Consider the following 25417-nt stretch of genomic DNA (forward strand, 5'->3'; position numbering starts at 1 on the left):
GATTGTAGTCACCTAAAATATAACCACAAATAATTGTTGTCATCCAAAATACAATTGGAATAATTATTCCAAGATATAATAATTGTTTTTTGTGCATTGTTTAATATTCACTTTACTATTAGCATATAACTATTACTTATGCTGAACGGGATAATTGTCTAAAGAACATAGAACAGCGTCCAGCTGCATATCTATGTTCCAATTTCTTCCAAAACTTTCAATTTTCTCAATATTTTAAAATAGGGTCGTGCATATCTATAATCCTAACTCTCAGTAATCCAAAGGGCTTTTTACTCCAATCCCTCTATTCAATACATGTGTATAAACCATTGTAGTCTTAACCGATTGATGCCCTAGTAATTCTTGTATCGTCCTTATGTCGGAGCCATTCTCTAAAAGATGAGTAGCAAAAGAATGACGGAATGTATGTGGGCTTCCCGGTTTATTTACACCTGCATTATTAATTGCTTCTTTAACAGCCCGTTGGATTGTACTTTCGTGTAAATGATATCTAAATAGTAAGCCGCTCTCCTTATCTTTTATAAATTTATCTGCGGGAAATACGTATTGCCAACCGAATTCTTTACCTGCATTCGGATATTTTCTCTTTAGTGCATATGGAAGAATTGTCTCACCTTTACCGCTATTTAAATCTTTTTTGTGTTGTTTATAAACTTCATTTAAATGTCTTTTCAACTCTGTTTGGATTGACATCGGTAGAACTGTATGTCGATCTTTCTCACCTTTTCCATCACGTACTATTATTTGCTTGTAATCAAAATCTATATCTTTAACTCTTAGGCCAAGGCATTCTGCCAGTCGTAATCCTCCACCGTACAAAAGAGAAACAACTAACCTTGGTATTCCTTCAAGATGCTCAAATATCTTTATTACTTCACTTTTCGAAAACACTACTGGAAGGTGCTTAACTCTCGCTGCATGTTTTATGTCATCAATCCACCCAACTTCTTTCTTTAATATATTTTTATATAGATAAAGAATTCCTTGTAATGCTTGGTTTTGAGTTGAGGATGATACATGTCTTTTAACAGCAAGATGAGTAATAAAATTTTTTATCTCTTCTGGTCCAAGTTCTTGAGGATGTGTTTTATTATTGAAAATTATGAATTGCTTTATCCAGGATGTATAGCTTTCTTCTGTTTTACGGCTGTAATGATTTGTGCGGAGCGTAATTCTTACCTGATCTAAAAGCTTTAGCTTTTGATTGTTTGGTGAAATGATTTTTCTTACTGCTTCACCGTTAGAACTTTCTTTCCTTTCTAATAACATTGGAATTTCCCCTTCTTCCATTTACAACTTAAAACAAAATTAAAACTATTCAAAGAAATTTAAAGAAAGCTGTCAGCTAGAAGCTGATTGCCGACAGCCTCCTTTCCCGTTTCACCTTTCCCGTTTCACGTCTCACGTATTCAACTAACCAACCGGAACTTCCTTCTCCTCCGGAACATTCTCAGCTTCTTTTCTTCCTCCCGCCCCTTTTGCTATTGGTTTGAACTGAATAAGAATCTCGGGGTTCTTAGAAAAACAAGCGTTCGCAAAATTACGCGCTCTAAACATTTTGTCTTTCAATTTTTCTGCCGCTTCATCTCGCATCAATGTTGCCGTCACCTGAAGCTTCTTTGCATTCTCCTGGGACGCGTCAACCGATACAAGCTTTCCGTATGCGGAATTTAGCTCGTCAATATCTTCCTGCATTAATCCATTCTGCAATAGCATCTCCTGCTTCTCAAGAATCAAACCGCTCAAATATTCACACATCGGTCTCAGTTTCTTTACAGAAGTTGGAATTAGTTCGCCTATTCTGAAAAGTTTAAGATTCCGCTCGTCATTCCCGTAACTGCTCCTTGCGGAGTTCCGTATTTTTTTAATCAAATTTGTTACTTCCGTAATAGAAAGATTCTGCTCGGCGGTTTTATCTCCAACGAGCTTAACCGCCTTCTGCTGTGCTGCTTCCTTCGATTTCAGATTCTCTTTGGCATCAATTAACGCCGTGTAGTTAGAATCCGAAAATCCCTTTGCTGTCATTGCGCTTCTGTTATCGTCAATTGTTTGAATAAGCGCTTCACAGTCCTGTAGTAGGTAATCAATTTTAATCGCCATACTCACCTCCGAATAATTATTGTTAATTAATTATTGGGTTTTACGGCATACCCCAGTATAAATTGATTAAATTATTTTTTTGAAGAGTTACACCACATAAACATTATTGCCCCATTTAAGAATGCCAGTACTGAGGGTCTTCTATTGAAAATTTCTGCAATAACTTAATTATTAACTTAAACTATGTCAATCATTTTTTTATTCTCTTTAAAGATTGTATTCCTTTCTTGGGGTGGAATCAAATTTTCATTCTATAAATCCGCGTTAATTCTTTATGAAAGAGTATTTCCTTCACCGGTACCCTCAATTATTTGTTTAGAATGCACTTTTACTCCATCAAAAAACAGTTAAACTCCTTTGGAAAGTACATTGAACCCTTTAGAAATCACATTTAAACTATTGGAAATGACTTTGGAATCACTGGAAACTGCTTGCGAACAATTGGAAACACCTTTGATTTCGCTGGAAACTGCTTATATATCATTGGAAACAACTTTGAAACCGCTGGAAATCGCTTAGTAACCGCTGGAAAGCATTTTGGAAGCGTTGGAAAGTACTATGAAACTACCGGAAATTATATTTGAGCCGTCAGATGAAATCATGTTCGGGTTAATTGAAAATAGATGAACTATGTTAAACCTTGAACAAACCACTTAAATGATTAAGCTCATTTTTATTCATTTCTTTGATTCACTTTTTTCTTTTTCATTCTTTTCTTTTTTCATTTTTCATTCATTCCTTCTTTCCTCCCGTCTAAATTTGTAATTCTCAATTCTCAATTACTTTTTGAAATCAATATTCACCCCGCCTACTGGCCACCGCGCTCTAAGATTTAATGTATCGGGATAAAACTTAAATTCTTCGGAATGTTTGAATGGCAAGATAGTACCGTAATCGTATTTGCCGTTTTTATTTTTATCCTTAAAGCCCCACGCCAGGTATTTACCGGGCACAACTTTTTTGAATTCGAAATCACTTTTCGGTCCCGCCTTTTGCGAGTATTTAATTTTATTCACAGTAGTGTTTTGCAGAACTACAATAACATTTGAAGAATCTGAATTGTTTTCGATATTTCCGGACGCACCGCTGAAATCGAGTTCGTTCGATGTAGTTATTTTATTTTGGAAAAGAGAATCAATATCGTTGCCGCTTAAATCCGTATAATTTTTCAGATTGAGATTAATTGTGTATTCTGTACTTTGTCTTAACTTGGATAACACAGTAATTATATATGCGGCATCATCAATACGTTTAATTGCAAACGGATAATTATCCTTTTTAGAATCTAGAATAAGTAATCTTGTTTTTACTGTAGTTGAATCAATTGCATCATTAAATGTTAGATTGATCTTAGCGTCCTCGAAATCAACTTTGCCATCTGGCAGCTCGCCGCCAACTCTATTTGGCTTTATCTTTAAAGTATCGCGGTCGTTTTTAACCGTAATGGAATTTTTCCCTTCTGTGGATTTAATAGAATCAATATTATAGATCCCGTTAGAAACTAAAATCCAGCCCTCTTTCTTCTCCAAAGTATCGCCTAAAACAAGATAGAATTGATAAGGCCTTGCGTCTCCCTTAAAAATATATTTTGGTAACACTTTTTTATTTGCGGTCGAATCGAATAAATAAAAATTAGATGGGGATAGTCTAATGCTGTCAATTTTACTTGTGAACTCGATCAGAAGATGATTACGGTCCTTCATAATAACATTTGTTATAGTTGGCGCAATAGTATCTTCTTTTGTAATTAAGAAATCGACATCATTAACTGCGTTTAACTGGTCTTTTAAATCAACCGTTTTGAACTGAACTCCGTATTCATCTTCATTCTTTTTATATTTAAGATCTTTCAGCTTATCTCTGATTGCGAAAATCGTATAAGCACCGTCTGCTATTCCGGAAAGAGAATATTTTCCGTTCCTTCCTACTTGCGAAACATAATCCGGTGATTGTTTACCGGGATTAATCGCCTCGCCGTCATTCTTATAAGCAAAAATCATAATGCCGTCGGAGTTAGGGTCATAAATTCTTCCGCTGATTTTTCCGGTGTGAATTTTATCGCCGGTGGAAAATGCGAACGTCAAAGGTTCCGCCATTTTATTATTATTGTTCAAATCTCTAACATCGGTTCCAATTGTAATTGTGTATGTTGTATTCTGTTTGAGAGTATCTTGAAAATTAATTGTTAGAGATCTTCCGCTCCAATCATATTCCAACGGGTATTTCAATGAAGGAGAAATAAAGATAGCATCTTGAATAGAGCGCTTATCAACATATTCACTGAATGTTAATTCAAAATAATTTTCGTGATAGTTGGTTGTTCCGTTTGCCGGATGGAGATCTATAATTGTAGGAGGGGTTTTATCCACATCTCCGCCTCCCGGCGGCAACTGATTTGCGCATTTTGAAAATATTACCAGCGCGAATAATGCTGCTACTTTAAATATTAATTTTGATTTCTTCGCCATTGTCTGTACCGGCTCACATTTAGTTCATGTTCGTTGTTGGTTTTAGAAAATATATGTCCGCCGTTTCCGTTTGCTACAAAATATAAATAATTATTCTTTTCCGGATAGAGTGCCGCTCTAATTGCGTCTTTACCCGGGTTGTTGATGGGTGCGGGCGGTAAGCCGTAATATTTATATGTATTGAACCTTGAATCGATCTGTAAATCTTTTTTGAAGATTCTGTTTTTATGTTTGTCCCGGATCAAATATTGAACTGTCGGATCGGCTTGAAGAGGCATTCCGATTTTTAACCTGTTGTAATAAACACCGGAAATAGTTTTAAACTCGCTAACTAAATTCGATTCGCCGTCAATAATTGACGCTAATGTAAGAATCTGGTTTTTAGTCATCCTCAGTTCTTTCATACGCGCAGTAATTTTTGGAGTGAAGAATTTATCCATCTCATCTTTCAGTTTCTTTAATATCTCCTCAGCGCTGCTGTTTGAATAGAAGTAATAACTTTCGGGCATAAGGTACCCTTCTAAATTATCAACATCCAGGTCCAGGTAATTCAGAAACGATCTGCTTTTGCTTAACTCCATCACTTTGGCAGAATCAATATGTAAATTATTTTTCAAAATTTGAGCAACCTCAGTTTGCCAGATTCCTTCGGGCAAAGTAACTAAAATTTGTGCCGCTGGGGAACCGTTAATAAGAAGTTCAACCAGTTTAATGTAATTCAATCCGTTGGGAATATTATATCTGCCGGCTTTTATTTTTTTCTCCGCTCCGTATAAATATGCAATTATCTTCATATTCATTTTGTTCGGAATTATTTTACGGGCATAAAGAGAATCAATCACTTGCGAAAGCGTCGAACCGTGTGCAATATCAATCTCAACCGGTTCGGTATTCTTGTAATAATTTGGAGAATAAAATGTTATGATCAGGAGGATTAGAATGAATCCGAAAAAAGCTGAAACAATTACAAGTTCTTTTCTTGTAATGATCGGTTTATTAGGTTTTTTCACTTCAGGCATAAATTCAATTTTTGTTTAGAGCAATTCTAATATATTGAAAATTTTTATTTTATAGAGTGCGAATATAATTGTGCAATTTGGAATTATTTAATGAAAGTGTGATCGCTCAGACTCGGGAAAGCATTAAAATCGAATGAATACTTGATTCCTGCATTATGAAGCTGTACACCCCGGTAAGCAATCATCGCGGCGTTATCACCGCAAAATTCCGGAGAAGGAATTACAAGTTTCTTTTTATACTTAACTGCCAGTTTTTGAAATTCATTTCTCAGCATTTTATTCGCAGCCACACCGCCGACTAATGAAATTGAATTGACTTTATATTTCCGAAGCGCTTTATCTGTATTTACCACAAGTGCTTTAACGGCAGAGTATTGGAATGATGCCGCAATTAAAGGAAGATCTTCAGCCGGAATCTTAGTTGCGTCGCCGTATTCTTTTTGAATAAATCGAAGTACTGAAGTTTTTAGTCCACTGAAAGAGAAATCAAATTCATTCTTGCATTGCGCAATCGGAAATTCGACAAAGTTGGTCCTCTGGTTTAACGCCGCTTCTTGAATTTTCGGTCCTCCGGGATAACCAAAACCCAACAATTTAGAGATCTTATCGAATGCCTCTCCTGCCGCGTCATCAATTGTTGTCCCGAGCTTTTTAATCTCTGTTTCACTTTCAACTAACAGAAGTAACGAATGCCCTCCGGAGACCACTAGGCACAAATAAGGAAATTCCGGTTTCTCTTCCATTAAGAATCCGGAAAAAATATGTCCTTCAATATGATTTACCGGTATGAAAGGTTTGTTAACACTAAAAGCAAAACCTTTTGCAAAAGTTAAACCTACTAGGAGAGCACCAATTAAACCGGGGCCTGCCGTGGCAGAGACTAAATCGATTTGATTAAGTGTAATTCCGGATTCTTTTAAGGATTGTTTCACAAGTGGGAGTAAAATTTGAAGATGTGCCCGGCTTGATAGTTCGGGCACAACTCCGCCGTAATTTGTATGAAAGTCTTGAGATGAAATCAGATTTGAAAGAAGTTTTCCTTCGGAAATTACCGCGACGGAAGTTTCATCACACGAGCTTTCGATCCCAAGAACATTCATCAATTAAAAGAGAAAATGCTTTTTGTAATATGCCATGCCATAGCAGGATTCTCTTGCAATCTTCTAATTGAATATTTGTACCAATGTTCACCGAACGGTACATAAATTCGAACCTTATAGCCGTCCTTATTTATCTTATCTCGCAAATTTTCTTTTACTCCGTAGAGCATCTGAAATTCAAATTTATCCTTCGAAATATTTTTCTTTTTTATCAATTCATATGCGCCAGCTACCAGATAATCATCATGTGTAGCTATCCCTACATAGTTCCCGTTATCCAGTATCAATTCTAATATTTTTAAGAAATTATCCCTTACTTCCTGCTTCCCCTTGAAAGCAATTTCTTCGGCTTCAACATAAATACCTTTGCATAAACGGTAATTGGTCGCTTCTTTATTCTCCCTTTCAACATCATCAAAAGTTCTTCTTAAATAAGCTTGTACCACCACACCGACTTTAGTGTATTTTTCTTTCATTTTGTGTAGAAGATCAAAAGTTAGATCTGTTGCTGATGAGTCTTCCATATCAATTCTGACAAAATTATCATATCCTTTTGCTTTCTCGAGTATTTCAGAAATCTGAGCATAACAAAATTCTTTATCCAGTACCAATCCTAATTGTGTCGGTTTTAATGAAAGATTAGCATTTAGTTTGTGATGCTCAATCGCGTCAAGAACTTCCAAGCATTCTTTTTTAGCCAGTTCAGATTCACGTTTATTATTCACCGCTTCGCCTAAAACATCAATGGTTGTAAGAATTCCCATTGCATTCAATTCTTTTGTTACTCTTACTGCATCATCCAGTGTATTACCGGCGATATACTTTTTTGCAAAAATATGAACAACAGGTTTCGGGAGTATTTTTACAAAACTTACAATAGCACTATTAATTAGTTTCACTTCAGCACCTTATTTTGGAAAATGACCGCACAAAATTAGCCCATGGGTAAATGGAAATCAAGGAAGGATGTTTTTATCTTTTTTAGAGTTTACTCTGCAATTGCCTTTAAAATATTGAGAATAAAGAGAGTCCGCTTCTCCAATTCAGCCGTTGTTGAATTGTTCTCAATTACAAAATCCGCTGCTCCCTTCTTCTGCTCGTCGGAAATTTGAGAACCGATCCTGTTCCTAAGATCTTCTTGTGTAATTGTCTCTCTTTTCATTACGCGGGCTATCCGTGTTGCTTCATCAGCATAAATTAGTATTACATAATCGAACCAATCTTGAATATTCGCTTCGTAAATCAAAGCCGATTCAACAAAGACTATCTTGCTCTTTAAGAATAATTGCGAAGTTAATTCTTCAATTTTATTAATCGTAGGCGGATGAACTATCGAATTGATCTTCTCAACTTTTTGCGGATGCGTAAATATATTTTCGGCAAGATATTTTGTATTCAGTCCTTTTTCGTTATATGAAGGCGGACCAAATTCTTTAATTATTTTTCTCTTAATCGCTTCGTCTTTACGCATCAATTCTTTTGCTACTTCATCAGATCTGATTACGGGATAGCCGGATTTTTCTATAATAGTTGTAACGAGTGATTTACCCGAACCGATTCCCCCGGTAACCGCTATTTTTAATTTTTTACTCAATATTGTTTCCAATAAAAGGAAAGTCTTTGTGTCTTTGTGCCTTTGTGGCGAAATCTGATGCAGCGTAAGTTACGATTAACCCATATTGCCGCTAAGACACCAAATCACGAAGAAAAAAGATTGAAAAGATACTTAAGAACAATTTTATTTCGCGTAAGCAATCTTTCTAACTTCTCTAATTACCATAACTTTAATTTGTCCTGGGTATTCCATTTCTTCTTGAATTTTTTGAGCAATCTCATTTGCCAGACGGTCTGAGAAAACATCATCAACTCTATCGGGTTCAACAACAACACGAATTTCTCTGCCGGCTTGAATTGCGTAAGTCTTGGCAACGCCTTCAAATGATTTAGCGATCGCTTCAAGGTTCTCTAAGCGCTTGACGTAACTCTCAAGAGGTTCTCTTCTTGCACCCGGTCTTGCGCCGCTAATTGCATCTGCCGCCTGTACTAAAGCCGCAATCGGATGTTCCATTTCAATATCTTCATGGTGACTTCCAACCGCGTTGACTACGATCGGATGTTCGTTATATTTTTTTGTGAGATCGTATCCCAGTAATGCGTGAGGACCTTCGACATTACGGTCAATCGTTTTGCCTACATCGTGGAGCAATCCAGCACGCCGTGCTAAATTTGTATCGAGACCAAGTTCCGCAGCCATGATTCCGGTAAGATAAGCTACTTCTATACTGTGCTGTAATAAATTTTGTCCGTAGCTTGAACGGTACTTCATCTTTCCAATATGCTTAACTAATTCGATGTGAACACCATGTAAACCTAGTTGAATTAATGTGTTCTCGCCTTCTTTCTGAATTTCTTCATCAAGTTCCAATTCAACTTTTGCAACTACTTCTTCAATTCTTGCCGGATGAATTCTTCCATCCGCGATTAATCTTTCTAATGAAATTCTTGCCACTTCTCTTCTGAATTGGTCGAATGCCGATAGGATCACGGCTTCAGGCGTATCATCAACGATCACATCGACACCTGTAGCAGCTTCGAACGCGCGGATGTTTCTGCCTTCACGCCCAATAATTCTTCCTTTCATTTCATCGTTTTGAATCTGGACAACAGAGACAGTTGACTCGACTGAATGATCAACAGCAGTTCTCTGAATTGCTTGAATTGTAATACGCTGTGCTTCTTTTTTACCGTCGATTTTAGCTTGATCTCTAATTTCTTTAATTGATTGTGCAGCATCGGTTTTGGCTTTGTTGATCATATTTTCCATCAACATCTTTTTTGCTTCATCAGCCGTTAATTGTGCAATTTTTTCGAGGCGAACATTTTGATCAACTACCAGGCGGTCTAATTCGGAATGTTTTCTATCAAGATCTTCTTTCTGAGATGCAATACTTTTTTCTGCTTCTTTGATTACTTTTTCTTTTTGAGTAACCACATCATATTTTTTTTCAAGACTTTCTTCACGCGATTCTAATTGTTTCTCGTGGTTCTGAAGTTTTTGCCTTTTGTTGTTTACTTCACTATCAAATTCTTGTTTCTTTTTTAGCCATTCATCTTTTACTTCGAGAAGCTTTTCTCTTTTAATATTTTTTGCTTCTTTATCCGCTTCTTCAATTAATCTTTCAGCTTTTTCTTTTGCATTAACAAGACTATTTTTACCAAGTTTGGAATTAATAAACCAACCTACAATAAAAGCCAGCACTACCAGAATGGCAGCAACTCCAATTCCAATTAACAAATCTACCTGCATATTTCCTCCATTAACAATATATTTAAGCCGCAACTGCCGGTCTAATTACAGTAAAGAACCTCTTTTATAACTATGCATTGCGGGAAACCACCCGACGCTTTTTACTTCCACTGGTCCCGCCTAAACGGGATCCCGACGAATCGGGATGAGGCCTGTAATACACGCCGCGAGCTGATAACCCTAATAGTCTACTATTAGTTCTTTTTTATAAATGACACGGCAGCGCGGAAAGTTATGATGGGTTAGACATAAATTTGGATTCGTTTAGAAGAAGCTTGATTTTTTTGATTTTGTCTGTCGCCTGAATGCTGAATTCACGATATTTATTCTTTTCTACAAATAAATCATATGCTATGTTCAAAGCGGCAATGATGGCAATTGTATCTTTCGTTTGATCTGGTAACTCTTCTTTTGTTTCTTCCATCATCGTATTGACATATTCAGCTAACTCTGCAGCAATCTCCTGGTTTTCTACCAGCAGTGAATATTCTTTATCAAAAATTTTTACTTTCAGCTTCTTTTTTTCGCTCATTTTTATCTATTCCATCTTTAAACTAATTTAAGAACGCAAATGATAGTCAATCTTTGCTATCAATTCGCTTATTTTGTTCTTAAGCGCTTCCTTCTCCTCTAAATTAAAGGTTTCACCCCCAAAAATGTTCTCACCATTAAATAGTGATTTACTAACTTTACCTTCAATCTCCGAAATTTTCTTTTTCAGAGTGTCATTTTCTCTTTCAAGTAATATTATTCTGTTATTTAACGCTTGATTTGCCTCTTGAAGATCACTTCCTTTTTGCAAGAAATAATAGATTTGTTTTTCGAGAGCATTCAATTCATCAATAAACAAATCATATTTAGAAATTTCCGACAATCAAGCGCCTCTTAAATGTGCATTAAACTTTTGTTCAACTGATTTAACCGTTTTACTAAATACTTTTTCGATCTCTTCTTCAGTTAATGTTTTAGCCGGATCATAATATTCCAGTTGAAAAGCAAGACTCTTTTTACCCGATCCTAAGCTTTCACTTTGAAAGATATCAAATAACTTTACATTATGCAACAAGTTAGAACCATTTTCCTTTATAACTTCGGTAACCTCGTCCGATCTGATATTCGCGTCAAAAACAAATGCACAGTCGCGGTATACTTTAGGAAATTTTAACAAATCCTTGAATGCTCTCTTTGGAAGAAGAATTTGCTTCAATTCATCCAGATGAGTTTGAAATAGGAAAACATCCTGATTGATGTCAAATAACAAGCAAATTTCTTTTTTCAGTTTTCCACAGACTCCTAAAATCTTTCCACTTGCAGTTAATTGAAATCCGTAATCTAAGAATGGAAAATCGTTTTCCGAAAAATGATCCCCGAATGTGACTCCCGGTAACAAATTCACCAATAATGAATTAACCAGTCCTTTCATATCGTAGATATCAAATGATCTGTCTTTTTCAAACCATTCTGTTCTTGTGAAATTCCCGGTTGCTATCATCAGTAATTGTTCTGATTCTTTGAAATCGTCAAAACTCTTAATCTTTGCGTCGCTCAATTTTTCAAAAACTTTTCCAATTTCAAATAGTTGTAGATCTTTTTCATTTACTTTCAAGTTATTGGAAATGGTTGTCATCATTCCCGGTAACAAAGAAGGACGCAAATGTGACATTTCACTACTCTGCGGATTCATCACATGCACCGGTTTGCCAAAACGGTTTGCTGTCTCTTCACTCAAAAGTGAATTCGTTATTATTTCATAAAACCCAAGTGAGTTTAAATAGACTCTTACTTTGTCGTCAAATGCCGAATGATCAACTTTTTCTTCGAGAGTTACCGAAATTTTATTCACTTCCGGAATTTTATTGTAGCCGTAAATTCTTGCCACTTCTTCAATCAAATCAATTTCCCTTTCAACATCATGGCGGTATGACGGAATATTTACGTTCAATTCACCTTTGGAATTATCTGTAATTTCAAATCCAAGGCTCACTAGAATATTTTCGACTTCTGTGCTTTCAATATGATAACCTAGCACTTGATCGAGCCGAGAGAAACGAAGTTTTGTACTCCTTATAGCAATCGGTTTTGGGAATGCGTCAATCTCACCAAAAGAAATTTCGCCGCCGGCAGTTTCCTGGATTAATTGAGCCGCACGCCTTGCAGCCCACAAAGTAATATTAGGATCGGTTCCCCGTTCAAATCGATATGAAGCATCCGTCGAAAGTCCAAGATTCTTCGCGGTTTTTCTAATTGAAGATGGATTGAAGAACGCGCTTTCTATTAAGATATTTTTTGTCGATTCTGTAACTTCGGAATTTTCTCCTCCCATTACTCCGGCAATAGCAACAGCTCTCTTAGTGTCGCATATCATTAAATCTTTGGGTTGAAGATTTCTCTCTTTAGAATCAAGCGTTGTAAATTTTGTATCGTTTCCGGCAGAGCGGACAATTATTTTCTTTCCGTTCAACTTGTCAAGATCGAATGCATGAAGCGGTTGTCCAACCTCATGAAGAATAAAATTTGTAACATCAACAACATTATTTATCGGACGTGAACCGATAATTTTTATTCTCTTCTTTAACCAATCCGGCGATTCTTTTATAACAACATTTGTAACAACTTTACCAACGTAACGTGGACAATTTTCAACATCAATTATCTCAACAGCAGCAAGTTCATCCGATTTTTTGCCGGATTCATTTAATTTTATTTCGGGATACTTCAACGGAATGTTGAAGAGCGCAGCTAGATCGCGTGCAATACCGATATGACTTAAAGCATCGGCACGGTTCGGCGTAATCGCAATTTCAAGAATTACATCATTCATTTCAAGTGCATCTGCAATAGATGTTCCTTCTTTCAAAGAAGGATTTAAAACCATTATGCCTTCGTGATTATCGCTAATATTTAATTCTCTTTCCGAACAGATCATTCCGAATGAAACTTCACCGCGGATCTTCGCTTTTTCTAATTTCAATTTTCCATTTGGAATAATTGAACCAACTTTAGCAAAAACAACTTTTTGCCCTGACGCAACATTTGGCGCACCGCAAACCACATTAAATTCTTCTTTGCCGTCGCTAACTTTGCATAACGATAACTTATCTGCGTTCGGATGTTTCTTCGCTTCCATCACTAATCCAACAACCATCTTCTCGTAATTTTTTGCCTGGTCTTCTACTTCTTCTACTTCCAATCCCGCATAAGTCAATTTATCAAGAATCTCTTCTAATGAGATCTCTTTTAGATTGATATAATCATTTAACCAATTGAGAGAAATTTTCATTTTATCACCGTTAAACTGTCATTAAAATTGAGTCAAGAATCTTTTATCGTTGTCAAATAAAATTCTGATATCGCCTATACCATACTTAAGCATTGCTGTTCTTTCTACACCCATTCCAAAAGCATAGCCGCAATATTTTTCCGGATCAATTCCAACATTATTTAACACATTCGGATCAACCATTCCGCATCCAAGAACTTCAAGCCACCGTCCTTCTTTACCTTTCGGCTGCCACCACACATCCATCTCTGCACTTGGTTCTGTAAATGGGAAAAAACTTGCACGAAACCGATACTTAACGTCTTGACCATAGAATTGTTTTGCGAACGCTACCAATGTTCCTTTTAATTCTGCGAATGTTACATCTGTATCAACGTAAAGACCTTCAACTTGATGGAACAGACAATAACTTTTTGCGCTAATGGCTTCATTACGAAAAACTTTACCAGGCATTATAGCGCGCAGCGGCGGCTTCTTATCCGTCATCAATCTAACTTGAACCGGGGAAGTATGCGTTCTCAATAAAAAATCTTCTGTAACAAAGAAAGTGTCCTGCATATCACGTGCTGGGTGATCGGGTGCAAAATTTAAAGCTTCAAAATTATTGTAATCGGATTCTAATTCCGGTCCTTCATAGACTGAAAAACCGAGTCCTTTAAATATATTTTTAATTTCATCTAAAGTTTGAGTGAGAATATGTTTGCTTCCGATTGTTCGAGTTCTGCCAGCTAAAGATAAATCAACAAAACTTTCAGATTTGTTTTCGCTCTTCTCAAAATTTTCTTTCATCTCATCAAATTTAGATTGAGTATGGATTTTTAATTGATTGAGTGCTTGTCCAACTTTCGGTTTATCTTCTTTTGAAACATCTTTGAGGGATTCAAAAAGTTGAGAGACTAAACCTTTTCTGCCGAGGAATTTGATGCGCAGTTCTTCAAGTGCGGCGGATGAATCAACCTTTGAGAGGTCTTCGTCAAAACTTTTTCGGGTTTCATCAATCTTGTTAATCATTTCTGTATTCCCGACAATTTAAAAAAATTCCCTCCCGAAACTTTTTTAAGAGCTCGGGAGGGAAAAAATTAGTTCATAGCAAATTTTACGATATCTGTAAAAGCTTGAGGATTTTCAATTGCCATACTTGCTAATAACTTTCTGTTAATTGTAATGCCTTTCTTATCGAGGGCATTAATTAAACGCGAATATGTTGTGCCATTCAATCTAGATGCAGCGTTAATTCTGACAATCCATAATGAACGGAATTCTCTCTTTTTAAGTTTGCGGTCTCTGTACGCGTGCTGCAAACCTTTTTCAACTGCAGTTTTAGCAATGGTATAAACATTGCCCCGGGCACCCCAGTAGCCCTTCGCCATTTTAAGAATTTTCTTACGCTTCGCTTTTGACGCTGCGTGATTGACTGACCTTGGCATGGTATTACTTTCTCCTTATTGAATTAATCTGGTTATACGCTTCTGTTCGGATGCAGAGACTAAAGTGGATTTTCTCAATCCTCTTTTTCTCTTGGTAGATTTAGAAGTAAGTATGTGTGATTTAAAAGCTTTATTTCTTTTGATCTTTCCGGATGCGGTTTTGCGAAATGTTTTAGCCGCTCCACGATTACTTTTCATTTTTGGCATTTGTTCACCTGTTTATTTTTTCTTTTTGCTTTTTGACGGTGCTAAAATTGCGTGCATTGCCCTTCCTTCAAACTTTGGTTCCTGTTCAACTTTAGCAACATCTGCTAAGCGTTCAAGGAATTTCCGTAACAATGTCTCGCCTATTTCTGTATATGCTAATTCTCTTCCTTTAAATATTACAGATACTTTTACTTTATCGCCATCCTCTATAAAATTAATTGCGTGTCTTGCTTTAAAATCGAAATCATGTGTATCTGTATTTGGATGTAGTCTAATCTCTTTTAATACGCTAACCTGTTGTTTCTTTTTCTGAAGTTTCTCTTTTTTCTGAATCTCATATGAAAATTTGCCGTAATCAATGATCTTGCAAACCGGAGGGGTTGCCTGAGGGGCAATCTCAACCAAATCCATCTGAGCTTCTTCTGATTTTTTAAGTGCATCTTTTATTGATACAACACCAATAGCTTCTCCATTGGGTCCTATGAGCCTAACTTCTGGAATTCTAATTTCCTGGTTGACTCGATATTTTATTTGACTAATGGAATACCTCGCTTAAATGTGATTTACTCTGTTGTTTATTTCTTCAGAAATCGTATTTATAAAATCTTGCAGTGATATACTTCCCTTGTCTCCAAGTTTATGTTGGCGAACCGATACCGTTCCGGATTCTTTTTCTTTCTCTCCTACTATCAACATATATGGTACTTTATGAGTTTCCCAATCACGAATTTTATATCCGATCTTCTCATTTCGCTCATCAAGCTCAACAATAATATTTTTTGATTTTAACTCAGCTACAACTTTTTTACCATAATCAAAGAAATTTTGCGAAACCGGAATTACAGCAACTTGAACTGGCGCTAACCATGGAGGAAAAGCACCGCCGTAATGTTCAATTAAAATTCCCATGAATCTTTCTATTGAACCAAGTAATGCTCTATGAACCATATAGGGCTGATGTTCTTTGCCATCTTCACCGATATAAGTCATTTTGAATCTTGCAGGCAGGTTGAAATCAAATTGAATTGTGCTTAACTGCCATTCACGGTTCAATGCATCTTTAATCTTAATATCAATTTTAGGTCCGTAAAACGCACCGCCGCCTTCATCCATTTCATACGGAAGATTTTCTCTCTCCATAGCATGCTTTAACGATTGAGTTGCTTTTTCCCAATCTTGATCTTCACCAACAGCCTTTTCAGGCTTTGTTGCAACGTAGAATTTTAATTCATTAAAACCAAATGCGCTCAGCAACGCGATCGAAAAGCGAACAACTTCTATAATCTCATCTTCCATTTGTTCATGTGTACAGAATATATGAGCATCATCTTGAGTAAATCCGCGGACTCTTAAAAGTCCATGAAGCACACCGCTTTTTTCGTATCTGTATACCGTCCCGAGTTCAGCCCATCGTAAAGGCAAATCTCTATATGAACGGAGTTGTGTCTTATAAATCATAATATGAAACGGGCAATTCATCGGTTTAACAAAATAATCCTGATCGTCAATACTCATCGGTGAATACATATTCTCTTTATATGTAACTAAGTGACCGCTTGTTTCCCACAGCCAGCTTTTACCCATATGCGGTGAATAAAGAAGATCATAACCATTTTTAAAATGTTCTGATCTCCAAAATGTTTCTATAGTATTTCTTACTCGTGAACCTTTAGGATGCCAGTATATAAGTCCCGCACCGGCTTCTTCATGAATGCTAAAGAGATCGAGCTGTTTACCGAGTTTACGGTGATCGCGTTTCTTTGCTTCTTCAAGGAACAAGAGATAATCTTCGAGCATTTTCTTTTTAGGAAATGAAATGCCGTAGATCCTCTGCATTCGTTTATTCTTTTCATCGCCGCGCCAGTAAGATCCGGAGACAGTCAGAAGTTTCACAAATTTAATTTTTCCTGCATCAGGTAAATGAGGACCTAAGCAGAGATCAGTAAAATCACCTTCGTCATATATACTAATAATATCATTTGAATCGTCAAGTTCACTTAAAATCTCGAGCTTGTAATTATCTCCCTTTTTCTCAAAGAATTTCACAGCATCTTTCTTCGGCAGCTCGGTACGTTTAAATGGATTTTTCTGAGATGATATTTCCATCATCTTCTTTTCAATCTTTGCCAGATCTTCTTCGCTTAAAACCGAATTGATATCAATATCATAGTAGAACCCGGCATCAATTGCAGGACCGACTCCAAATTTGGCTTCAGGGTAAATTGATTGAATGGCGTGCGCCATCAAATGTGAAGTTGAATGCCAGTAGGTTTCCTTCCCTTGTGCATCTTCAAAAGTGAAAATCTGTAACGATGCGTCTTGATTTATTTTGGTTGAAAGTTCACGCACTGCGCCGTCAATTTTTGCAACCAAAGCTTCATCGGCAAGACGATTAGAAATCGATTTTGCAACTTCAAAGGGGGTAATTCCTTTATCGAATTCCCTTTCCGATCCGTCGGGAAATTTTATTTTTATTTTATCCATAATCTTTACTAAAAAAAATCGGAGAAAACTCCGAGTTGGTGTGGGTTCTATAGGATTCGAACCTATGACCTTCTGCACGTCAAGCAGACGCTCTAACCAACTGAGCTAAGAACCCGTGCAAATTATTTTGTCATTTTTACAAAACCCAAATCAAAAAAGTTAGTACCGAGGGCCGGACTCGAACCGGCACGGGTGTGACCACCCACAGGATTTTAAGTCCTGTGCGTCTACCAATTCCGCCACCCCGGCAGATTTACATTTCTACAAATTATGAATCACAACTTCGTTTACCAATCCCGCAAAGCGGGACAGGTTCCGCCACCCCGGCACAAAACGCGGTGCAAATATAAACTTTTTTTTTGATTCGTTGCAATGTTTTGTACTTCAATCCGTCAATTAAATTTATTCTTTAGCAGATTACCGTAAGTCGTACCTTAGCGTGTAGTAAGAGGATCATAATTGACTCACCGCAAAAATACATTACACTTACACAGATAACAAATCTACCGATTCCATATTTGGATTTATGCTGCTATCCAAATACTGATGGGTTCATAAACGAATATTGTACTTAATCCTTAAGTACTGAGGATCAAAAGCCTTCAGAACAGTATTTAATTTTTCATTTTTTATGAATCCAATTAATAAAAACAGCATCCAACACTCCAGTATCTGATTATTATTATAGAAAATTTCAATTATTATGGAGACAGTTGATGTCTGAAAAAATTATGAACATTACTTCTAAAGAATTTGAAACTGAAGTATTAAAATCCGGAAATGTAGTAGTTGATTTTTATTCAAGCGAATGCCCTCCTTGCGAGGCATTGGCAACTAAATTTGAAAGCCTAAGCGATGTATACGGCGACGACATTAAATTCATAAAAATATTTAGACAAGAGAACAAGGAACTCGCAGTATCATTAGGAGTTTCTGGATCCCCTACATTATTGTTTTATAAAAATGGCGAGATGGTAGGTGAAAGATTAACCGGTGGAATCAAGCGCGCCGATATCATAAAAAATTTGGAACTTCTTATTTCGAAAGAAAGAGCCGCAATCCTTAAAAATTCATTTCAAAAATCCGATACAAATTGTGATGTACTAATACTCGGAGGCGGACCGGCAGGTTTAACTTCCGGCATTTACTCTGCACAAGCAAAACTAAATACTATAATAGTTGATAAAGACTTACCGGGCGGACAAGTTAAGGTGACTCACATGGTTTGGAATTATCCCGGTTATGAAGAACCGATTTCCGGATATATGTTGATGCATCATATGGCAGAACAAGCAAAAGCCACCGGCGTAAATTTTAGATCTGCTGTAGATGTTACATGGATCGACTTAGTAAATAAAAGCATTGAGATCGATGGAGTCGAAACGATTCATGCGAAAAAAATTATTATAGCAACCGGTGCTTCACCAAGAAAATTGGGAGTCAAAGGTGAACTTGAATATAAGGGACAAGGAATTTCGTATTGCGCAACCTGCGATGCAAAGTTTTATGAAGGAAAACATGTTGTAGTTATAGGCGGCGGCAACTCTGCGATAGAAGAAGCATTATTTATTACAAAATTTGCTAGTAAAGTTTCAATCGTTCATCAATTTGATAAACTGCAGGCTAACAAAGTTGCCCAGGAAAAAGCATTCGCCAATCCAAAAATTGAATTTATTTTTGAGCATGAACCGAGAGAATTTGTGAAGAACGGTTCAGTAGTTAATGAAGTTGTAGTAGAAGATCTCAGAACACACGAATATAAAACTATTAGTTGTGATGGAGTTTTTATTTTTGCCGGAATGATACCAAACTTAGAAGATCTTGATAATCGGCTGACACTTGATAAATGGGGTTATGTAAATGTAGACGCAAATATGAAGACAAACATGGAAGATGTATTTGCAATTGGAGATGTTGCTGGAAAACAATTCAGACAAATTACTACGGCGGTTGCAGATGGAACTGTTGCAGCAATTACAATTTCAAAAGAGTTGGAATAGAAATTCAATAACTTAATTACTAAAACTATTTGAAGAGAAATTATGGATACATTAGAAATAAATAAACGTTACGGAGAACTTGCAGAAAGCAGTTGTTGCCTTTCTTGCGGCGGCGCCATCAATTATGCTGAGCCGCAGAAAAACGAAGTTTGTGTGGATTTAGGATGCGGCAGAGGGAATGATGTTCTAAGAATGGCAGAAGAAGTTGGACCGAACGGCTTCGTATACGGAGTTGATATTTCAGATGGAATGCTGGAAAAAGCGAAAGCTAATTCAGAAAAATTTGGTGTTACTAATGTAAAATTTGTTAAATCCGAGTTAGAACAAATTGAGATTTCTGATAAGCAAGCAGATCTTATTATTTCGAATTGTACGATCAATCATGCATCTGACAAATTAAAAGTCTGGCAAGAGATTCATCGTATACTTAAAAAAGGCGGACGTTTTTCTGTTAGTGATATTTATTCGCTCATAGATGTACCGGATGAATATAAAAACGATCCGGTTGCTGTTGCAGAATGCTGGGCAGGCGCTATTAGGAAAGATCTCTACATAGATATTCTTGAAAAAGTAGGTTTTGTTGATATAGATATTATTGAAGAGAGCCAACCCTATGATAAAGGTAAAATAAAAGTAGCTAGTTTTACGGTTGTAGGTAAAAGAAAAAATTGCGGATGTTCTGATTAATATCTTTCTAATTATTTCGATTAATAATTTTAACGATAATTGAATTCATCTTCGGTTATCAGATTTAAATACCAAATACGGAGTAGATGATGAAATCTCTCATCTCGAAAAAAAAGAGCAATGTTAAAGTTGCTCAATGTTGTGCTAAAGTCTCGGTAATTGCTACAGGTTGCCACGACTAGTTTTTAGTGCGGAAAATCCGGCTCAATGCCGGATTTTTTTTATTAACGTTTTTTCAGAAACAGGAATTGTAAATGTATTTTTCAAAATATAATATCTTTTCAAAGATTAGAAATTCTGATGATTACTATCTAGTAAATCTTCTTTCCGGTAATGCGGATATTCTTCAGCTCGAGAAGGCAAATGAAATAATAACCGGCAACTTTGGCGACGTTCAAGAATACCTTGACAAAGGTTATTTGATTGATGAGAATGAAGAGAAAAAATTATACATGAACAAATATCTCGAGTTCATTGAGGACAGAGATAAGGATGAAGTTCAAATATTTTTTGTGCCATGGTACGCGTGTAACTTTGGCTGCTCGTATTGCTATCAATCCGGTTACGATCTTGAAAAACAATCTATATCTAAAGAAGTTATTGATGCTTTCTTTTCATATGTAAAAAAGGAATTCGCCGGAAGAAGAAAATATATTACCGTCTTCGGCGGAGAGCCGCTTCTGCCGTCAGAAGCTTCACGAAAATCGATTGAGTATATCTTGCAGCAAGCCACAGAAAATGGTTTGGATACGGCTTTAGTTACAAATGGATTTTCACTTAAAGAATACACTTCCCTACTTAATGAATATAGGATTAGAGAAGTTCAGGTAACACTTGATGGTATTGGCGAAATTCATAATTCCCGCCGCCCGCTTAAAAATGGCGGAGAAACGTTCCTTCAAATTGTTGATGGCATTGATGAAGCATTGGCTAATAAAATCAATATTAATCTTAGAGTTGTGATTGATAAAGAAAATCTCAATTCACTTGTTGATCTTTCGAAATTTGCAGTAGAAAAAGGTTGGACGAAAAGTCAATATTTCAAGACACAGCTTGGCAGAAATTACGAACTGCATTATTGCCAATCGTCTCAGAGCAAATTATTCACGCGTCTTGAATTTTATGAGGCGATCTATTCTTTGATAGAAGAACATCCGGAAATCACAGAATTTCACAAACCTGCTTTTTCCGTTTCAAAATTTTTATTTGATAATGGAGAATTACCGGCTCCTCTTTTTGATGACTGTACCGGCTGTAAAACAGAATGGGCTTTTGATGGTTCCGGGCATATTTATGCATGCACAGCAACCGTTGGGAAAAAAGGAGAAGAGTTGGGTACTTATTATCCGACAGTAAATAAAGCTAATGACTTGATAAAAGTTTGGGAAGAACGGGATGTAACAACAATTCCCGAATGTAAAAGTTGTAATCTGCAACTAGCATGTGGAGGCGGTTGTGCTTCGATTGCGAAAAATAGAACAGGCAGTTTAACTTCACCTGATTGCCGTCCGATAACACAGTTGTTGGAGATGGGAATTTCACATTATTTTTGTGAAAAGTAATAACCGGTAAATAATTTATGAAAGGAACAGTAGATGAATGAACGAGTCTATAATAGCGGAGTAGAACGCCTTCGATCGCCTGAAAGAACCGGGAGATTGGAAGTAGAGCGAGTGGTTGATCTTTGCTTAAACGGTTCGAAGATTGCTTCCGTTCTTGATATCGGAACAGGCAGCGGACTTTTTGCAGAAGCATTTTATAAAAGAAATATTAAAGTATCGGGAATCGATGCCAATCAAGAAATGTTAATAGCTGCAAAAGATTATTTGCCTAACTGCCAATTTAAACTTGCATCAGCGGAATCACTTCCTTTTGAAGATAAATCCTTTGATATGATTTTTATGGGATTAGTCTTTCATGAAGTAGATGATTTTAATAAAGTGCTGAAGGAAATTGAAAGAGTATCTGTAAAACAAGCAGCAATACTGGAATGGAATTACGAGGTTCAGGAGTTTGGACCGCCGTTAGAACACAGATTGAAACCGGAATTTATTGAACAACTTTCAAAAGATGCCGGATTTATATCTTTCACTGCTATCCCATTGACAAACTTATCTCTCTATTTACTGAGCTAAGAACCCGTGCAATTTATTTTTTCATTTTTACATAACCCAATTCAATAAAATTAGTATCGAGCTAAATAACTCTTATTTAAATCGTTTATAAGTACTTTGTATTTCTTTGTGTACTGGGATAGGTAGTTTAGTAGGATTAGATTCTGAATAATATTTTCACTATCAATCGATGAGTCTTCATCTTCACAGCTTAGATAATAATTTCAGTTCAAGAAAATTATTGGAGCATCAACTGGTTATTGGAATAAATATCCCGCAAATAAAACCGGATATCAGCGGGATTCAAATTCATCGGGGTGATTATTTGAAACTTCTTTCAAAAAGTTCTTTGATTGCTTTTTTCCCGTTCTCTTCTAGAAAACGTGTTCCGGTTCCTACAAAATGAACATGTTGAATGACGGGTTCTTTTTCACAGGGAATCCAATTTAATTGCTTCCAAGTAAACCAGCCATCACGCTTTTGATCGAAAACGAAAATAGGTTTGTTGCACAACTTCGCAAATTCAGCACCCCATCCGGTTCCACCTTTTACTGTGTTGTTCTCCAGAATTTCGCCTACAACATAAATTTCCTGACCGCTATTTATCTGATACCAAATACTCTGAAGAATTTTTCTGAACAGAGGAGTTTCTGTGTAATTACGGTTCATTAACTTGGAGATATACTCTAGGCTCACATCGCCGTTTTTTAGTTCATCGTGATTCAACATTCTAATTCCGCGCTGGCGGTTTATCGAGTGTCCTTCGAAAGTAAAATTAACTTCTTCAATTCCGAAATGTTCGGCATTCATCCCGAATTCCGATTCTGCTCCATTTATACCGCCGCTGAATAAAATGCAATCTTCTTTTTTCATTACTTTTCTTCTCGTTTTAAAATTAATTGATTTTCAGGATAGACTAATTAGTATTTTCCGCGCAGATTTCTAAATCAAGTTTATTTCGATTATAAGGGCATTCATACAAAATAACTACAACAAAGATACGGACTTATTCATTAATAAGGCGACTTGTTAGAAATATTTAATTCCTACTTGGGCCATTATCTTAGAATTCATTTCACAATAGATGAATCGACAGATTTCATTAAAATATCGATCCAACACTATTAAATAATCGGTCAGCTCTATTACTATTCAATGTAAAATCCCTTTTATAGACTTGATAATAATTGTTTTAAAACAATATTATGAATCGTCAATGAGTCAAATATGCCATTGTTCTATGAATTTATTACGAATTTAAATTTCTTCACAAAAAGTCCGTACTAGAATTCAATAAGTAATCATCGGGCTACTTTTGACCGAAAATATAAAACCTCGAAAACATAACATTTTCGAGGTTTTTGAGTGGGCCCTGAAGGACTTGAACCTCCGACCCGCTGATTATGAGTAATCGGGATTCGTAGTAATTCAGACTGAATAATTAGGGTTTTGGTCACTCCATACAAAGTCCATACACGGCAAAAAGGAGTTTGCCATGTATATTTTCAAAGACAACAAGTCGCCATATTATCAACTAGTATATTTCTTTGAAGGTAAAAGAAAAACCATTTCAACAAAAACTAAAAATGAAAAAGAAGCTACTCGTTTCCAAAAATCATTTAAGCTACCTATCCCAAAACCCGAACAGAAACCTGTTTATGTTACAATTACACTATCAGAATTCCAGCAAGAATATTTGAATTATGTTCAAGCCACGAAATCAAAACACTACATTAGATCAGTGCAGACATCCTTCAGACTATTGCATGCATACACTGGGGAAATTCATCTTGACCGATTAGATCTACGCACTCTTGATAAATTTATTACTGCTACTTTCAAGAGGGCTCCGCGCAGTGCTTCTCTCTATTATCGCACTCTAAAAGCAGCTTTAAGTAAAGCAGTCCTTTGGGATTACCTGTCAGAAAACGCTCTGAAGAAAATAAGATCTCCAAAAGTTTCAAAAGTCTTCCCAATTTTCATATCTGAAACTGAGTTAAGTATAATCCTCGTAAATACTAAAGAGGGGTATCTTAAAGATTTATTTACTATCGCTTTCTATACAGGAATGCGACTCAGTGAAATACTCAATATGAAATGGTCATGGGTTAATTTTAAAGAAAATTATATCATTGTTAAATGCTCCGAAGAGTTTACAACCAAAAGTAAAAATGAGAGGATCATTCCCTTTAATTCAAATCTCCAAGCAATTTTAACTACTCGGTTCCCTAGAGTAATCAATATCAAGAATGAGGAGTATGTTTTTTCAAAGTGTCCAGGGATCAAATTCAATGAAAATTTCATAAGTAAGAAGTTCAAAGCTTTAGTCAGAATTGCTAGACTTGATGAGAAAGTACATTTCCATACTTTAAGACATTCATTCGCTTCGCTCTTGGTTCAGAAAGGTGTCTCTTTATATGTAGTAAAAGAATTGCTAGGACATGAATCACTCACAACTACACAAATTTATAGTCACTTACAGCAACAGAATTTGAGAGACGCCGTTAATTTGTTCTTATAAAGTGATTAAAATAAAAAAAATAATCTTATCTTATTCCAAAGAATCTAATTAGGAAAATAAAAGAAATTTCTTGTATTTAAAGAAATAGATAATAGTTAATATAATAAAAGTAAATAGGAGATTAGACAAAGAGATAACAATTGCAAAGATAAAAAGTGTAATTAGATTCCCACTCAAGTAGTTTAGTTTTATAAGATAAGAACTTACGTCATATCCAACTACAAGAAAAAAAGAATTTATTGCTAACATTATAATTATTATAAAAAATAATCCCTTCCACATGCCTTTAATATCTGGCAGACTCAGTTCCATGTGAGAGGCTACACAAAGAGAAAAATACAGAAAGAGCCAGAAAGTCAGATGGCCATAATTAGAAGAACTGAAAATTTTTTTTAATAGACTTAGACTATAATCAACAATAAGAGCACAATTGTTAAAAATGTTTGACAGATTTAATCTGTTCCACCTTGACGAAGAAAGTATTTTTATTATTTCAATATTATTCGGGAGCAAGCAATACATTATCCCATAGATGATAAAAACACCAAATATTATCGGTCCAACTCCTATAAAAAAATTGCCAACATTCTGATAATAATTATTTGGGTTATAGCTATGATTAACATGCCCAAGCGAGCCATAATTATTCGGTGTAAAAAGGCTGATATTTTCAATTTTATGG

At 36.0% G+C, this 25417-nt stretch carries 22 protein-coding genes and 2 tRNA genes; 5 read left to right on the forward strand and 19 right to left on the reverse strand.

What is annotated here, in order from left to right; all coding sequences use genetic code 11:
* Positions 1-270: 270 nt before the first annotated feature.
* From NTX65_14715 to NTX65_14800, 18 genes are all read right to left on the reverse strand, one after another.
* Positions 271-1290 (reverse strand): integron integrase, encoded by a 1020-nt coding sequence (locus tag NTX65_14715; protein ID MCX6170592.1) that lies wholly within the window; start codon positions 1288-1290, stop codon positions 271-273.
* 144 nt (positions 1291-1434) lie between these two features.
* Positions 1435-2121: a hypothetical protein gene (locus NTX65_14720; protein MCX6170593.1), complete on the reverse strand. Its 687-nt coding sequence runs from the start codon at positions 2119-2121 to the stop codon at positions 1435-1437.
* A 779-nt stretch (positions 2122-2900) separates the two neighbouring features.
* The gene (locus NTX65_14725) at positions 2901-4589 is read right to left on the reverse strand and encodes an Ig-like domain-containing protein (protein MCX6170594.1); all 1689 of its coding nucleotides are present in this window, start codon (positions 4587-4589) and stop codon (positions 2901-2903) included.
* Positions 4568-5608, reverse strand: coding sequence for an endolytic transglycosylase MltG (mltG, locus tag NTX65_14730; protein ID MCX6170595.1), 1041 nt, complete (start codon positions 5606-5608; stop codon positions 4568-4570). Before mltG ends, NTX65_14725 begins: the two co-directional genes overlap by 22 nt.
* Before the next feature lie 83 nt (positions 5609-5691).
* Positions 5692-6708, reverse strand: a complete 1017-nt coding sequence (tsaD, locus tag NTX65_14735) for a tRNA (adenosine(37)-N6)-threonylcarbamoyltransferase complex transferase subunit TsaD (protein MCX6170596.1) — start codon at positions 6706-6708, stop codon at positions 5692-5694.
* Entirely contained in the window at positions 6708-7607 is a 900-nt protein-coding gene (locus NTX65_14740) for a proline dehydrogenase family protein (GenBank protein ID MCX6170597.1), read from the reverse strand. The genes tsaD and NTX65_14740 overlap by 1 nt, the downstream gene beginning before the upstream one ends.
* Before the next feature lie 89 nt (positions 7608-7696).
* The gene (coaE, locus tag NTX65_14745; protein MCX6170598.1) at positions 7697-8302 is read right to left on the reverse strand and encodes a dephospho-CoA kinase; all 606 of its coding nucleotides are present in this window, start codon (positions 8300-8302) and stop codon (positions 7697-7699) included.
* A gap of 144 nt (positions 8303-8446) precedes the next feature.
* Positions 8447-10015: a ribonuclease Y gene (rny, locus tag NTX65_14750; GenBank protein MCX6170599.1), complete on the reverse strand. Its 1569-nt coding sequence runs from the start codon at positions 10013-10015 to the stop codon at positions 8447-8449.
* A 232-nt stretch (positions 10016-10247) separates the two neighbouring features.
* Positions 10248-10547, reverse strand: a complete 300-nt coding sequence (zapA, locus tag NTX65_14755) for a cell division protein ZapA (GenBank protein ID MCX6170600.1) — start codon at positions 10545-10547, stop codon at positions 10248-10250.
* A gap of 27 nt (positions 10548-10574) precedes the next feature.
* Positions 10575-10889 carry a hypothetical protein gene (locus tag NTX65_14760; GenBank protein ID MCX6170601.1) on the reverse strand — a complete coding sequence of 105 codons (315 nt, stop codon included), beginning with the start codon at positions 10887-10889 and terminating at the stop codon, positions 10575-10577.
* A complete protein-coding gene (pheT, locus tag NTX65_14765) occupies positions 10890-13295 on the reverse strand; it encodes a phenylalanine--tRNA ligase subunit beta (GenBank protein ID MCX6170602.1) in 2406 nt (801 codons plus the stop codon).
* Positions 13296-13316: 21 nt separating this feature from the next.
* Positions 13317-14306, reverse strand: a complete 990-nt coding sequence (locus NTX65_14770) for a phenylalanine--tRNA ligase subunit alpha (GenBank protein ID MCX6170603.1) — start codon at positions 14304-14306, stop codon at positions 13317-13319.
* Positions 14307-14374: 68 nt separating this feature from the next.
* Entirely contained in the window at positions 14375-14722 is a 348-nt protein-coding gene (rplT, locus tag NTX65_14775) for a 50S ribosomal protein L20 (protein ID MCX6170604.1), read from the reverse strand.
* 15 nt (positions 14723-14737) lie between these two features.
* Entirely contained in the window at positions 14738-14929 is a 192-nt protein-coding gene (rpmI, locus tag NTX65_14780; protein ID MCX6170605.1) for a 50S ribosomal protein L35, read from the reverse strand.
* Positions 14930-14941: 12 nt separating this feature from the next.
* Complete coding sequence (infC, locus tag NTX65_14785; GenBank protein MCX6170606.1) at positions 14942-15460, reverse strand: translation initiation factor IF-3; 519 nt, start codon at positions 15458-15460, stop codon at positions 14942-14944.
* A 21-nt stretch (positions 15461-15481) separates the two neighbouring features.
* Positions 15482-17413, reverse strand: coding sequence for a threonine--tRNA ligase (thrS, locus tag NTX65_14790; GenBank protein MCX6170607.1), 1932 nt, complete (start codon positions 17411-17413; stop codon positions 15482-15484).
* 41 nt (positions 17414-17454) lie between these two features.
* Positions 17455-17528: transfer RNA gene (locus tag NTX65_14795), tRNA-Val, on the reverse strand.
* 48 nt (positions 17529-17576) lie between these two features.
* A tRNA-Leu gene (locus NTX65_14800) sits at positions 17577-17662 on the reverse strand.
* Between the two features lie 467 nt (positions 17663-18129).
* Here NTX65_14800 and NTX65_14805 point away from each other — a divergent pair.
* The 4 genes from NTX65_14805 to NTX65_14820 all read left to right on the forward strand — a co-directional run bounded on the left by NTX65_14805 (position 18130) and on the right by NTX65_14820 (position 22235).
* Positions 18130-19413: an FAD-dependent oxidoreductase gene (locus NTX65_14805; GenBank protein MCX6170608.1), complete on the forward strand. Its 1284-nt coding sequence runs from the start codon at positions 18130-18132 to the stop codon at positions 19411-19413.
* A gap of 42 nt (positions 19414-19455) precedes the next feature.
* On the forward strand, positions 19456-20100 hold the full coding sequence (locus tag NTX65_14810) for a methyltransferase domain-containing protein (protein ID MCX6170609.1): 645 nt from the start codon (positions 19456-19458) through the stop codon (positions 20098-20100).
* A gap of 254 nt (positions 20101-20354) precedes the next feature.
* The gene (locus NTX65_14815; protein MCX6170610.1) at positions 20355-21662 is read left to right on the forward strand and encodes a radical SAM protein; all 1308 of its coding nucleotides are present in this window, start codon (positions 20355-20357) and stop codon (positions 21660-21662) included.
* 33 nt (positions 21663-21695) lie between these two features.
* Positions 21696-22235, forward strand: coding sequence for a class I SAM-dependent methyltransferase (locus NTX65_14820; protein ID MCX6170611.1), 540 nt, complete (start codon positions 21696-21698; stop codon positions 22233-22235).
* A gap of 300 nt (positions 22236-22535) precedes the next feature.
* Here the strand turns inward: NTX65_14820 and NTX65_14825 are convergent, their stop codons facing one another.
* Positions 22536-23087, reverse strand: a complete 552-nt coding sequence (locus tag NTX65_14825) for a hypothetical protein (protein ID MCX6170612.1) — start codon at positions 23085-23087, stop codon at positions 22536-22538.
* A 622-nt stretch (positions 23088-23709) separates the two neighbouring features.
* On the opposite strand from NTX65_14825, the gene NTX65_14830 reads away from it, so the two are divergent.
* The gene (locus NTX65_14830; GenBank protein MCX6170613.1) at positions 23710-24735 is read left to right on the forward strand and encodes a tyrosine-type recombinase/integrase; all 1026 of its coding nucleotides are present in this window, start codon (positions 23710-23712) and stop codon (positions 24733-24735) included.
* The last annotated feature ends 682 nt before the right edge of the window (positions 24736-25417 follow it).

It is taken from the genome of Ignavibacteriales bacterium (genome assembly GCA_026390795.1).
Classification (GTDB): domain Bacteria; phylum Bacteroidota; class Ignavibacteria; order Ignavibacteriales; family Melioribacteraceae; genus Fen-1258.

Bases quoted from the DNA above. Each gene is read 5' to 3' on its own strand.
- NTX65_14715 (MCX6170592.1), bottom strand. From the start codon at position 1,290: ATGTTATTAGAAAGGAAAGAAAGTTCTAACGGTGAAGCAGTAAGAAAA.
- NTX65_14720 (MCX6170593.1), bottom strand. From the start codon at position 2,121: ATGGCGATTAAAATTGATTACCTACTACAGGACTGTGAAGCGCTTATT.
- NTX65_14725 (MCX6170594.1), bottom strand. From the start codon at position 4,589: ATGGCGAAGAAATCAAAATTAATATTTAAAGTAGCAGCATTATTCGCG.
- mltG (MCX6170595.1), bottom strand. From the start codon at position 5,608: ATGCCTGAAGTGAAAAAACCTAATAAACCGATCATTACAAGAAAAGAA.
- tsaD (MCX6170596.1), bottom strand. From the start codon at position 6,708: ATGAATGTTCTTGGGATCGAAAGCTCGTGTGATGAAACTTCCGTCGCG.
- rny (MCX6170599.1), bottom strand. From the start codon at position 10,015: ATGCAGGTAGATTTGTTAATTGGAATTGGAGTTGCTGCCATTCTGGTA.
- zapA (MCX6170600.1), bottom strand. From the start codon at position 10,547: ATGAGCGAAAAAAAGAAGCTGAAAGTAAAAATTTTTGATAAAGAATAT.
- pheT (MCX6170602.1), bottom strand. From the start codon at position 13,295: ATGAAAATTTCTCTCAATTGGTTAAATGATTATATCAATCTAAAAGAG.
- NTX65_14770 (MCX6170603.1), bottom strand. From the start codon at position 14,306: ATGATTAACAAGATTGATGAAACCCGAAAAAGTTTTGACGAAGACCTC.
- rplT (MCX6170604.1), bottom strand. From the start codon at position 14,722: ATGCCAAGGTCAGTCAATCACGCAGCGTCAAAAGCGAAGCGTAAGAAA.
- rpmI (MCX6170605.1), bottom strand. From the start codon at position 14,929: ATGCCAAAAATGAAAAGTAATCGTGGAGCGGCTAAAACATTTCGCAAA.
- thrS (MCX6170607.1), bottom strand. From the start codon at position 17,413: ATGGATAAAATAAAAATAAAATTTCCCGACGGATCGGAAAGGGAATTC.
- NTX65_14805 (MCX6170608.1), top strand. From the start codon at position 18,130: ATGTCTGAAAAAATTATGAACATTACTTCTAAAGAATTTGAAACTGAA.
- NTX65_14810 (MCX6170609.1), top strand. From the start codon at position 19,456: ATGGATACATTAGAAATAAATAAACGTTACGGAGAACTTGCAGAAAGC.
- NTX65_14815 (MCX6170610.1), top strand. From the start codon at position 20,355: ATGTATTTTTCAAAATATAATATCTTTTCAAAGATTAGAAATTCTGAT.
- NTX65_14820 (MCX6170611.1), top strand. From the start codon at position 21,696: ATGAATGAACGAGTCTATAATAGCGGAGTAGAACGCCTTCGATCGCCT.
- NTX65_14825 (MCX6170612.1), bottom strand. From the start codon at position 23,087: ATGAAAAAAGAAGATTGCATTTTATTCAGCGGCGGTATAAATGGAGCA.
- NTX65_14830 (MCX6170613.1), top strand. From the start codon at position 23,710: ATGTATATTTTCAAAGACAACAAGTCGCCATATTATCAACTAGTATAT.